The sequence below is a fragment of the Nostoc sp. DedQUE09 genome, assembly GCF_034530915.1.
Lineage (GTDB): Bacteria > Cyanobacteriota > Cyanobacteriia > Cyanobacteriales > Nostocaceae > Nostoc.
Genome location: NZ_JAVRCE010000023.1, coordinates 14715 through 27055 on the forward strand (window position 1 = coordinate 14715; position 12341 = coordinate 27055).

The following is a 12341-nucleotide window of genomic DNA, read 5'->3' on the forward strand; positions in this document are numbered from 1 at the left end:
GCTGAACAGGAACGCCAACGTGCTGAACAGGAACGCCAACGTGCTGAACAGGAACGCCAACGTGCTGAACAGGAACACCAACGTGCTGATATATTAGCAGCTAAGTTACGTGAGCTAGGTGTTGACCCTGATTCGTAGGCGTAGCCCGCACTTCTCTAAGAGACGCTTTGCGTAGCTTGGCTTCCCCGGAGGGGTACGACTTGGCTCAGTGACCATTGTAGACATCGCATAACCTAAACAAATGCTGGGAATAATAATTTTGGGACATCAGCACCAAAATTCGATGAAACAGCAAAAAAATCAGTTTAGCCATCTTACTGCAATCGAAAGAAGTTATCTATCATTTCCGGCACAGTTTTTATTAAATCAAAACCTTCTCCAAGGCAAAATACTAGACTTTGGTTGTGGCTTTGGTAATGATGTTAAAATCTTGCGCCAAAAAGGTTATGATATCACAGGCTATGATCCTTATTATTTTCCAGAATATCCTGATAATAAATTTGATACTATAATTTGCTTTTATGTTTTAAATGTTTTATTTACCGAAGAAGAAACTAATGTTCTTATGGAAATATCACATTTATTAAAACCAGGAGGTAAAGCTTATTATGCTGTGAGAAGGGATATCAAAAGAGAAGGGTTTCGAGAACATTATGTCTACAAAAAGCCTACCTATCAGTGTCTTGTTAAACTTCCTTTTCCTTCAGTTTACTTAGATGAATATCGAGAAGTATATGAGTATGTTCACTATAATCATCAGCGAAATTCATCTAACTATTGCATATTCTGTAATCCCCATAAAAATCTAAAGTTATTAACTGAATCAGCAACAGCTTATGCGATTTTTGATGGCTATCCAATAAGTAAAGGTCATGTTTTGGTTATTCCAAAACGTCATGTAAGCAATTATTTTGAACTACCTTTAAAAGAGCAATCTGCTTGCTGGTTTATGGTGAACAAGGTACAAGAAATTCTTAAAGCAGAATTTGAACCTGATGGCTTTAATATAGGAATGAATATCAATCGAGCCGCTGGTCAAAATATTATGCACGCCAGTATTCATATCATCCCTCGCTACAAAGGTGATACTGTCTCTGCTAAAAGTGGAATTAGGAACGTTATTCCTAAAAAACAATAGTTTTTCTGTAATTATGCAGGATTCAAAATTCTGCTGTAACTTAACTGCTTTCAAGTAATTATAAAAATTACTGGAACATCATGACTTGCTCAAACTTATCTCATATTGCAAAATACTTCAGTTAAGCTAGGTTATCTGGATCTATTCCGAGCGCTCTTAATTGTTCCGCCAACTGTTGAACTCGTTTTTCTGCAACTTCAGCGCGTTGTGCTTCTTGTTGAGCGCGTTGTGTCTCTTGTTTTACTTGTTCTGCGGGTGTGAGATACCGTTGTCCTTGCTCATCATACCAATACATCCATTCCCGCGTTATACCGCAATAATTTCCCCTTTCGCAACCAATTCCCAGTCCAATTTCTGGTAGCCAAACGGAGTTTCCCTCTTGCAATTCATACTTACCATTAACTAACTTATGTACTTCCAGATGCGGTTTGCGACGACGGCGAGAGGAATAAATCACGTAATAAAGTACACCCAAAGCCTCATATTCATCCAGTTTAGTAGTATATTCCTTATGACACTAATTGATAGTTTTTAACTACTAAAGAATCTTAAATCTGCCGGAATCATGAGCAATAAAATTTATTTGATGCCTACCTACTTAACTGTCACAATCCGATGATCTTGACGAGGCAATGTTTTGCTTTGACTAAGGGATACCACTTGTGGTATTGAGAAACAGACAAGATTCGACAGATATATTAGTTACTAGCTCGTTTCCTGGTTATGTATAGCATTGCCTCAGCTAAAGTTGCGTCCCAGCCAAGCATACAAGCGTTTATACCCCACCAAGGAAGTTGCTTCAACCGCTAAAATTTTGGTAACTCTTAACTATTAATAAATATATCGGTGCTTAGTGCTATTCATGCTTTATATTTAGCGACAGGGTGGTGCAAACAGCTAACTCATGTTCCAAAACTTAGGAGGCAATGCCCATCGGGAGCAATTCACGCTTCGATACTATCAGCACGTAGTGTAAGTAAAGGTTAAGTTGATATTCAAACGAATAATTTTTGCTGAATTGCGACAGATAAAGACTAAACTAAAAAGTCTTGTGCAGCAAAACCTGTAGCTTTAAATGAAGTAATCATGTCTAAGGTTCTTGTCTCTGATTCAATTGACCAAGCTGGAATTGACATTCTTTCGCAAGTTGCAACCGTTGATGTCAAATTAGGTCTAAAACCAGCAGAACTGATCGCAATTATTGGTGAGTATGACGCGCTGATGATTCGCTCTGGTACGCGCGTCACTCAAGAAATTATTGAAGCCGGCACCCAGCTAAAAATCATTGGTCGTGCTGGTGTGGGTGTGGATAATGTGGATGTTCCTGCTGCCACACGCCGGGGAATTGTGGTAGTCAATTCTCCAGAGGGAAATACAATTGCTGCCGCTGAACACGCGCTAGCGATGATTTTGGCTTTGTCTCGCCACATCCCCGATGCTAATGCTTCGGTGAAACGTGGTGCGTGGGATCGCAATAGTTTTGTTGGTGCGGAAGTCTACAAAAAAACTCTCGGCGTTGTTGGTTTGGGTAAAATTGGCTCCCATGTTGCCGCTGTAGCTAGGACAATGGGGATGAAACTGCTAGCTTATGACCCTTTTATTTCTACAGAACGAGCCGAACAAATTGGCTGTCAACTGGTGGAGCTAGATTTACTTTTCCAACAAGCAGACTATATCACCCTACATATCCCCAAAACCCCAGAAACTACCCATTTAATCAATGCCACAACCTTGGCAAAGATGAAACCCACAGCCCGGATTATCAACTGCGCTCGTGGTGGGATCATTGATGAAGTAGCTTTAGCAGCTGCTTTGAAAGCGGGTAAAATCGGCGGTGCAGCCTTGGATGTCTTCGAGTCAGAACCACTGGGTGAATCTGAATTGCGATCGCTAGGCAAAGAAGTTATCCTCACCCCCCACTTGGGAGCCTCTACGGCAGAAGCTCAAGTGAATGTGGCTATTGATGTTGCCGAACAAATTCGGGATGTACTTTTAGGACTACCAGCACGTTCAGCCGTCAACATTCCTGGACTCGGCCCCGATGTGTTGGAAGAACTCAAACCCTATATGCAACTAGCAGAAACTCTAGGTAATCTGGTAGGACAGCTAGCTGGCGGACGGGTGGAAGTACTCAATATTCGACTGCAAGGGGAACTCGCAACCAACAAAAGTCAGCCTTTGATCGTCGCTGCCCTCAAAGGACTACTTTACCAAGCTTTGCGGGAACGAGTAAATTACGTAAATGCCAACATAGAAGCCAAAGAACGCGGAATTCGGGTAATTGAAACTCGCGATGCTTCCATTCGAGACTATGCCGGCACACTGCATCTAGAAGCCACGGGTACTTTAGGTACTCATTCTGTCACAGGTGCTTTGTTGGGTGAGCGGGAAATCCACCTCACCGACGTTGACGGTTTCCCGATTAACGTCCCACCCAGCAAATATATGTTGTTTACCCTGCACCGCGATATGCCAGGGATCATCGGCAAACTTGGTTCCCTACTCGGCAGTTTTAATGTGAATATTGCCAGTATGCAAGTAGGTCGTAAAATCGTCCGTGGTGATGCCGTCATGGCTCTGAGTATAGATGACCCTTTACCAGAGGGCATTTTGGATGAGATTATAAAAGTCCCTGGTATTCGGGACGCGTATACAGTAACACTATGAGTGCTGAGTGCTGAGTAACGAGTGCTGAGTCAAGAAAAGTTAGGAGTGAATAGTTAGGAGTTAAAAGTTAAAAACTCCTAACTCCTAACTCCTAACTCCTAACTCCCTCAAACTCAGCACTCAGCACTCACCACTCAGCACTCAAAAATGGCAAACACCTGGTGGGAACTGAATATTTTATGTGAACCAGACCTAGAAGATACGATCTTTTGGCGACTGGAAGATTTTGGCTGTCGTGGTACAGCTAGTGAAAATAAAGGAAATTCATCTTTAGTCAGGGCTTATCTGCCGACAATTCAAACACAGCTACTAGATTTGGCGGCGCTGTCGCTGTGGCTGCGTCAAGATGCACTCTGTGTAGGAGTTTCATCTCCTTCCTTCCAATGGCAGTTAATTGATGAGGAAGATTGGGCGACTAGCTGGAAACAATATTGGCATCCGCAAGAAATAGGCGATCGCTTCTTAATTAACCCTGCTTGGCTACCATTACCAGAAACAACGGAACGGTTAGTAATTCGCCTCGATCCTGGTGTAGCATTTGGTACAGGCAACCATGCGACTACTCAGCTATGTTTGGAATCCCTGGAAATGCGGTTGAGTGGAGTTTCGCAGTCGTTTGTGGGTAATAGTGGCAAACATGAACATCTAGTAATTGCGGATATTGGCTGTGGTTCTGGTATCCTTTCCATTGGGGCGCTGCTACTGGGTGCAGAGAAAGTCTATGCAGTGGATACTGACCCTTTGGCGGTGCAATCAACTATCAGTAATGGTGCGCTGAATGATATTAGCCCAGAACGTTTACTACCTGCACAGGGAAGTGTAGACGTTTTGAAAAAACTAATTGAAAGCCCAGTGGATGGTATTGTCTGCAATATTTTGGCTCATGTAATTATTGAATTGATTCCAGAAATGAGTGCGATCGCTAAACCTGAAACTTGGGCAATCTTCAGTGGAATTTTACTAGAACAATCTAAAGCTGTTGCTGACGCTTTAGAAGAAAATGGTTGGGTTGTCGCTACCCTGTGGAAACGCAAAGAATGGTGTTGTTTAAATGTACGGCGTTCTTAATTCGGTAGAAATTATCGCCATCCTAAATCATTTGTAAACAATTAGATCCCCAACTTCTTAAATAAGCCGGGGATCTTTAAGTAAGTGACATAATGTATAGATTACCCACTATTGACTTTTGAAACTAGCGATGAAAGAACGGCTACAAATCCACAAAAAAGCTGACTCATCCGCTGATTCGTCAGACCAAAGTCAGTTGCAATCGCATTTATTAACTACCTACTCTCAACTTGGCTCCAACAAACCTATAGTACAGGCAAAGGTAGAAAATCAGAAATTTCAACAATATCAGTTTGAGGCAACGAAACTCCAAATACAAGCCAAGCATGGCACTATCACGCCAGAGGGACAAGAGCGACTCACTGTCTTGCAAACAAAGATGAATGAGTCGTTGCAGCAAGGCAAGGAACACTCTTCGCAGTTTGGTCATAACTTGAGCAAAATGGCGATAAAACGTGCTGATAGCGTGTCAATAGGAGAAATACAGCCAAAACTGACTATTGGTCAATCAGGAGATCGATATGAGCAAGAGGCGGATAGTGTTGCTACTTCTGTAGTCAACCAAATTAATCGTTCTCCTCTGCAAAACCAGGACGCACAGCAGACGATACCAGCTAATAAGAACGAACAAGCAAAGTCGGAAGAAATATTAGCAGCAAATAACTCAGCAGATAAAAAACAAAAATTTTTACAAGAATATTCACTAGCCAAAACACTAGTCAATGGCATAGATGACACATTGCCACAAGATAAAATACTAGAACAACTTTTCAAAAACTTTGGAAATATCCAATTTCAATACACAATGGTGAGTAAGAGTCCAGAAACTCTACTAAAAGGCTCTCCAGAAGGAGATTGTCAGACATTAGCCCGTGCTTTTAAAAAAGTTGCAGAAGAATATTTTGGCATTGAAAAAATTACAGTTGAAAGTATCGCCAAGCCTTTTCTGAGTGAAGCTGGTGTTACCCCATACCAAGGAAAAAAACCCAATTGTGATGACGGAAAACGATGGTTTTTCCAAAACCATTATTGGGCTAGCTGGAATGGGAAAATTTATGATGTTTTATTCCTCAGCAATAAACGAACCGAAGCTGATATGGCAAAACAGGTGCAACCACTCACATCAATGTTGATGCCTGAACAAGAATACTATCAAACAGAAAAAGGAAAAATTGTATATCCAATTGTTAATAAGTATTCCACTGTAGAGGTTTCGATTTTTGAGAAACTGAAAAACTTTGTTAATAATCTCGGTAGGTTTTTCTCCAACAGTATGAGTGCGATAATCAATAAAATTCGGTCTTTATTTGCCCAAAGTGGAAACAACACCAGTGGTTTTGATTCTCTCATGAGAGAACTTGAACATGATAAAAATAATACTGCGATCGCAAACAACCAAACTCAATAATTCCAACTTGATATTGTAGTGTGGAAATTGCTCAAAAATTTTGGCACTAGGGGTACGACAAATCTCAGAGCAACGCAAACTTTGTTACCACCGCAGGTATCGCTATCTTTGGTTTCAGAAATAATGGTGGGAAATAATGCAGAATTAAAATATCCATAATCAATCTTTCAGTCCCCCCATGACTACTATTAAGGAACAACTCATTGCTGCGATCGAAACCGCTCCAGAATCGATTCTAGAGGAAACTCTCGACTATCTCGAATATCTCAAAACCAGAAAAAATCGCTCTGGTGTTAAACCAGCAAGTGCCATTATCCAAGATGGCGAACCAATACTGCGTGGCTCCAAAGCTAAAGATTTGCTGAAATTTGCTGGTACCTGGCAAGGTGAGGACTTTGAAAAATGTCTCCAGTCTGTTTATGACACCCGCTCGCAGGCTGAATTTTGATGTATCTGCTTGACACTAATCACTGTAGTCGCATCATCTTCGGTGAACCCAATCTCATCCAACAGCTACAAGCCCATAGCGAAACGGGCGTTGGCACCAGTGTCATTGTCTGTGGAGAACTACTTTATATGGCAGCCAAATCTGAACAAAAAGCCGCCAACCTCGAACGGATTAAGGCTTTTCTAAACACTATCGACCTTTACCCCATTAATCTACCAATCTCAGACATTTACGGCGATCTCAAAGGTACACTTGTCAACGCATTTGGCCCTAAAGAGAAAGCCGAGCGACGAAAATTCAACATACAGACTTTGGGCTTTGGGGATAACGACCTTTGGATAGCAGCTACTGCAATTTACTACAACCTTACAGTAGTCTCAACGGACAATGATTTCCAACGTATTCACCAGATTCGCCCTTTCGCTTTAGAGTCTTGGGTTTGAACAGCAATATCTAGCTTACTAACTTGGCTTTCACCACTGCCCGGAATTATCTTCTTGTTGCAACCCAATCAACTGTCGCCGCTTCCAAGCATAGTGAAGAATATTAATCCCTAATTCCTGAGCTGTCCGAATGGTTAATCTGGGTAAACTCAAATCTCTATCCAGTCCCCAAGCCGTTGCTAAATCACCAATTACTAAAATAATTCCTCCACCAATTAAAAGTTTAATCTGTTGTTGATTAACCATTGGTAAAGCAGCAAATAAGAAAGGTTTTGTCCTTAAAGGATGACTCCGTTGCAATTCTTCTAAAGGTCTTAAAGGACTCTCTAATTGTTGTGCCAAAGCTTGAGTACTTTCAATCAAAGCATTACCATTTGTTGGTGCATCAACTAGAAGCACACCACCTAAATTTAAGTAATTTTTTAGAGATTCAAATTCGAGACTATTTAAAGATATAGCCTGTCCACCTGTTAGATAAAGGATGTCATAGTCTTGGATGTTTTCTGCTAAAGAAACCTGACCTGGTTCATCAGCCCCTCGCAAACTTGGGTATAAAGGTTCTACTGCTTGTAATAAATATGAAAGGCTGAAAAAATTACGCGCACATTCAGGATCGCTATGAGTCGCCTGCGCCATACATACAAGTGCTTGAGGACGCATTTGTGCCTGACGACGATAACGCAAATCAATATTGTTATATCCAGGAAAGAAAGCATCCGCAGGTTGGGTAATGTCAGTATGTCCTGGTTGTAGGAGTATTCGACATATTTCTATTTCTGAACTAGCTGGTGTAGAGTTTATTTGGTCAATTCGATAAGTTTCTTGAACAACATCTCTTTGCTGTCCGCGCCGCAATTCATCAGGGTCTACATAGCTAACTACTAAGTAGATCATGAGTGGTTCAGAACTTACTACTTCTAAATCGATGGGAAAATCATAAGAAGTTGGTACAACAATTAGATTACCTGCTAAATCAATTGCAATACCAGGTTGAATTTGTACCCAACGTCCATCTCGATATCTAGCTTCAACTTGGCTTGGAGCGGTCACATCTCGCACGCCTAAACCGCAGACAATTCCTGGTTGATTTAAACTTTGATATTGAGCATTTTGCCGATTACGGTGGTAATTATGAGCTGTGCGCCAGCGTTCCGCATTGATTAGTAAGCCATCTGCGGCTTGCAGGCGTTCTAAGGATTTAATTGGTGGAGGTGGGAAAGGATGGGACATAGCAATTTTGGATTTTAGATTTTGGATTAAATTTTACTTAATTACGAATTATTTAATTAGATGGATTTTCGATAGATAATTCGTATGTGCAAAAAGCAGGTTTTTCTTGTTCTATGATTCTTTCAATAAGTTGCTCGTTGATGATGCCACTAGAAATATTTGAACGCAAACGCACTATAAAATGATATGGTTGTCCACCGGCTAAAACTGCATTTCCTAGTTGTGCATCTCCGATAATAAAACTTGGCCCAAAAGGTTCTGTAATACTAATATGTTTATCAGCTTCATTGGGTAAATGTTCGTCTAGCGGTAAACCAGTATAAAGATGTAAATAAAGACGCAATCCTTTACGAGTTCCCCGCCAACGATAAAGTTCTACGGCTCGGCGAATTAAACGCCGTTGTTGCTGGAGATCCCAAACAGAATCTACTTGCCAAGCAACCCAATGAGCCATAAAAGGTAGTAGTGCTTGCGGTGCTGTCAAGGGATCGAGGTTTGCCCACATGACGTTGTAACTATCAACTATTGGTTGAAAAGCTTGCTCAAATATTTTCATGAAGCGACCAATGAAGTCTACTTCCCGATACAAAATGGGCAAGAATTCCATGTAGGCAGTGTAGGGACGGATGTATAAATCGAAATACTCGCTTCTCTCGATTTGTTCGTTGTCCGTGCCTGGGTCTATATGTAGGGTAACTAGGCTGCGAAAATTAAGTGTTAATTTGTCTTTTTTTCCAGGAGAAATTGCCTCTTGATCTTCAAAAAATGTGTCGGGAATTGAGAAGTAGAGAACAGCATCCATTTGTCCACGAGGCGGTATTTCACTACCTTCTGTGCCAATTTGACACCACTGGGATGGAAAGTTCCCTTCAACGCTTAAGCTTACTTGCAAAGGACGCTGTTCTAAGTTTTGCACTTGCACAATCATCTCGCTGGGATGTCCAGGATGCAAGAGTAAACTACGTCCAGCCACATCCATCATATCTGCATTTGCAAATGCTAAACCTGCCACAGGTAAAGCTTCGGGAATTTGCATTGGCGTTAATTGAATGCGTACAGCTGGACTAGAGCGACTTTGAACCATAGGATTGGGGATTGGGGGTAAGAAGAGGCAGGGAGCAGGGGAGCAGAGGAGCAGAGGAGCAGGGGAGCAGAGGAGGATAGATAATTAATGGCCAATGACCAATGACCAATGACAAATCAGCGATTAATGATTTGGATATCATGATTTGAACGCAGATTTGTATCAGCCCAAGAACATATCAAACCTTCCGATCCCGGATCGATCAATTGTTCTGGTGATGGTTGTCGTCGCCAATTTTCTCCTTGCTTGCGGATGGGAAATAGCAAGACGGGGCCTAAATGACGCACGCCTGGGGTTTGTTGCAGTAATGCGACAATATCTGATGTATAAACTGGTCGCCCAAATGGCCAACCTTTGCCGTCGATTCCTCCAGTTAAGGGATTTAAATATTTATACAGCGATCGCCTTAAATTACGACGAATTTCTTCGCTGGCAAAAGGATTATTGTAGGCTGGCTCTAGAGCAATTTCTGTCTGTACCGAAACGCCTACATAATTCGGCTCTTGTAACTCTACTTGTACCCCTAATAACCGTCTTTCATCTAAGTAACTCAAAATTTGCTCTTGGAGGGCATTACTGAGGGCAAAATCTTCTGGTGTCATCCCATTGCCTTGGGCGATCGCATCTGTGTTTGCATAAGGCACTACCAGTAAACTAACTATACCAGCTTGTCTACGAGAATTTGCTGGCAAACACCGGACGCGAGCGATCGCACCAGCACCCGCCTGTTGAGTTAAAACTTCAAAATCTTCAGCAGTGACGGCGCGATCGCGCGTGCGGAGGATGCGGGGAGCCTTCATTACAGCTTGTTCCAGCGATTCGGCATCCGCCCCATTGATTGCTGGTACACGATTGACCACACTAGTAATATATGGATATGCAGACTTCAAAAACTGTATTGCCCCAGCTTGAACATTACCTTCTCTACCGCCGCCTGTACGATAACTAACCATCCTAATCTCTGCACCACGGGGAGGAATTGCCCCATATTGGTGTTCCGACTGGTTATTTTCCAGAACTTGTACAGATGTGTCATCCAGTGATGGTTGCTGAATTCGCGTTCGCACCTGGGTTTGTTGTTTAAGTTGGCTCGGTTCCCGAATCAGCGGCCCGAATTGGATTGTACCAGTGATGGAATCGATGGTGTAATGAAAGTTATGCGGCCCAGAATCAGCAAAATCTCTCACTTCAGTCCACTTTTGCGGCAAACCACCAGCCGGAGTAACTAAAATATACTCATCTTCTCGGCGTTCTAAAATTGGTGCTGTTTGTAACTGGAAACTTTGACCGGGTGTACCATCACTAATTCCCAATCGCTCATCTTGAATCAGCGTACTATGGCTAGCCCTAACAGTACCGCCAATTGAACGCACTGCTAAACCAATAATTCGTGGCGGACGATTGTAACCAGTTTCATTCGCTTCTGTGCTTACAAAGCTACAGCGCAACCAGCGGCCTCGGTAAGAGGTAAAATTAGCCACAGGCCAAATTTGAGGTAAATGCAGACGTACCTCTGCACCTTGAGACGGGTTTTCACCTTCTTGGGCGATTTCATAAAAACTGAAGCCGCGAGTTTTATCATCTGATTCTTGCAATAAAACTGATTGCCAATTTTCTCCATCCCAAGCTTCCCATCTCCGGGGTGGTTGATTGGGGTTAATCCCAGCAGGGGTAGCCGCAGCCCCTTGAAAAATAATTTCTAAAACATTGGCGTCTAAAGGATCGTCAGAATTTATTGCTAAATAAAAGCAGTTACCAGGCTGGGGTTCCTCTTCAAAAATCGGTTGTTCGTTACCTGTCCAGTAACCGTTAGATTGACGAGTCCAGGAAGTTGTGACTCTTTCGCGTAGAGATTGGGGAATATCTTCGGTAGTTTGGGCAGTTAAGAAATGTTGGATGCGGGGTTTGCCGATAATTAAAGGAGAATCCGTGCTGAAGGTAATTGCTTCTGTGGTTTCAGTGCGGATAGTTGAAGCTTCTAATCCGGCGGGAATCGTGTAGGCTTCGGGTAGTGCAGCGCTTAAATAAAAAGTTAATTCTGTACGGGCTGGGGCGGGAGGCTGGAGACGAATACCTAGTAATTCTAAAAAAGCAACATAATTTTTTCGGGGTACTTGGTTGAATCTGAGCAACATCTGGTCAGTTAACCAAGCAAATAACTCAATGAGCGTAATTCCTGGGTCGCTGAGGTTGTGGTCAGTCCATTCTGGACAATAGCGAGGAATACGCATAATACATTCTTCCACCAAATCATCAAAGGCGCGATCGTCTAAGTTGGAAGAAGGTAATTTCGGTAAAAAATCAAAGTTCACGATTCCTCTCCAGCTGACACCAAATAATAAGGATAAACAAAACTATAAATATCGGGGCCGTCTTTAAGTCGATAATTGATGATGATGTCTACTCTGCCACGCACTGGGTCGGGATCGGTAACAACTTCATCGATAGTAATGCGTGGTTCCCAAACTTCTAAAGCTTCCAAGACATAAAGGCGGATTCGCAGTAGGGTATCGCTATTTAAAGGTGCAAACGCCAGTTCCGACAAGCGCGAACCAAACGTCGGACGATAAACCCGCTCACCTACTCCCGTGCGGAGGATAATCCAAATAGATTCTTTAACTTTTTGATCTTCACGGCTAAGTTGTATCCCACCTTGCACGTTTAAATGCAGTGGATAAGCCCAACCTGTTCCCAAATAGGCTCGTTGACGACCGTAAACCATATCTGGCACTTAGACAGCTGTTACATGGATATCTCCAAAGATATCGGCATAGAAGGTTTAAGCCTATTCGCCAAAGGTCGAGGTTGAGGAGATAGGGGAATGGGGAATGGGGAATGGAGTTTGAATCTATGCT

10 protein-coding genes and 1 pseudogene are annotated in these 12341 nt (G+C 42.4%); 6 read left to right on the forward strand and 5 right to left on the reverse strand.

Annotated features, from left to right (window positions below; all coding sequences use genetic code 11):
• Positions 1–283: 283 nt before the first annotated feature.
• The gene (locus RMY27_RS16315) at positions 284–1138 is read left to right on the forward strand and encodes a bifunctional class I SAM-dependent methyltransferase/HIT family protein (protein WP_322665024.1); all 855 of its coding nucleotides are present in this window, start codon (positions 284–286) and stop codon (positions 1136–1138) included.
• 121 nt (positions 1139–1259) lie between these two features.
• Here RMY27_RS16315 and RMY27_RS16320 read toward each other — a convergent pair.
• Positions 1260–1649, reverse strand: a pseudogene (locus tag RMY27_RS16320) (hypothetical protein); the annotation flags it as partial.
• A gap of 575 nt (positions 1650–2224) precedes the next feature.
• Here RMY27_RS16320 and serA point away from each other — a divergent pair.
• The 5 genes from serA (at position 2225) to RMY27_RS16345 (ending at position 7172) form a co-directional block, all read left to right on the forward strand.
• A complete protein-coding gene (gene serA / locus RMY27_RS16325; protein WP_322664894.1) occupies positions 2225–3805 on the forward strand; it encodes a phosphoglycerate dehydrogenase in 1581 nt (526 codons plus the stop codon).
• A gap of 147 nt (positions 3806–3952) precedes the next feature.
• Positions 3953–4873, forward strand: a complete 921-nt coding sequence (prmA, locus tag RMY27_RS16330; protein WP_322664896.1) for a 50S ribosomal protein L11 methyltransferase — start codon at positions 3953–3955, stop codon at positions 4871–4873.
• Between the two features lie 130 nt (positions 4874–5003).
• The gene (locus RMY27_RS16335; protein WP_322664898.1) at positions 5004–6281 is read left to right on the forward strand and encodes a hypothetical protein; all 1278 of its coding nucleotides are present in this window, start codon (positions 5004–5006) and stop codon (positions 6279–6281) included.
• 178 nt (positions 6282–6459) lie between these two features.
• Positions 6460–6729, forward strand: coding sequence for a hypothetical protein (locus tag RMY27_RS16340; protein ID WP_322664900.1), 270 nt, complete (start codon positions 6460–6462; stop codon positions 6727–6729).
• A complete protein-coding gene (locus RMY27_RS16345) occupies positions 6729–7172 on the forward strand; it encodes a type II toxin-antitoxin system VapC family toxin (RefSeq protein WP_322665026.1) in 444 nt (147 codons plus the stop codon). The genes RMY27_RS16340 and RMY27_RS16345 overlap by 1 nt, the downstream gene beginning before the upstream one ends.
• A gap of 30 nt (positions 7173–7202) precedes the next feature.
• Here the strand turns inward: RMY27_RS16345 and RMY27_RS16350 are convergent, their stop codons facing one another.
• The 4 genes from RMY27_RS16350 to RMY27_RS16365 form a co-directional block, all read right to left on the reverse strand.
• Positions 7203–8402, reverse strand: coding sequence for a DUF4159 domain-containing protein (locus RMY27_RS16350; protein ID WP_322664901.1), 1200 nt, complete (start codon positions 8400–8402; stop codon positions 7203–7205).
• A gap of 52 nt (positions 8403–8454) precedes the next feature.
• Positions 8455–9486, reverse strand: coding sequence for a phage tail protein (locus RMY27_RS16355; protein ID WP_322664904.1), 1032 nt, complete (start codon positions 9484–9486; stop codon positions 8455–8457).
• 116 nt (positions 9487–9602) lie between these two features.
• Positions 9603–11798: a putative baseplate assembly protein gene (locus tag RMY27_RS16360; protein WP_322664906.1), complete on the reverse strand. Its 2196-nt coding sequence runs from the start codon at positions 11796–11798 to the stop codon at positions 9603–9605.
• The gene (locus RMY27_RS16365) at positions 11795–12208 is read right to left on the reverse strand and encodes a GPW/gp25 family protein (protein ID WP_322665028.1); all 414 of its coding nucleotides are present in this window, start codon (positions 12206–12208) and stop codon (positions 11795–11797) included. Before RMY27_RS16365 ends, RMY27_RS16360 begins: the two co-directional genes overlap by 4 nt.
• Between the last annotated feature and the right edge of the window lie 133 nt (positions 12209–12341).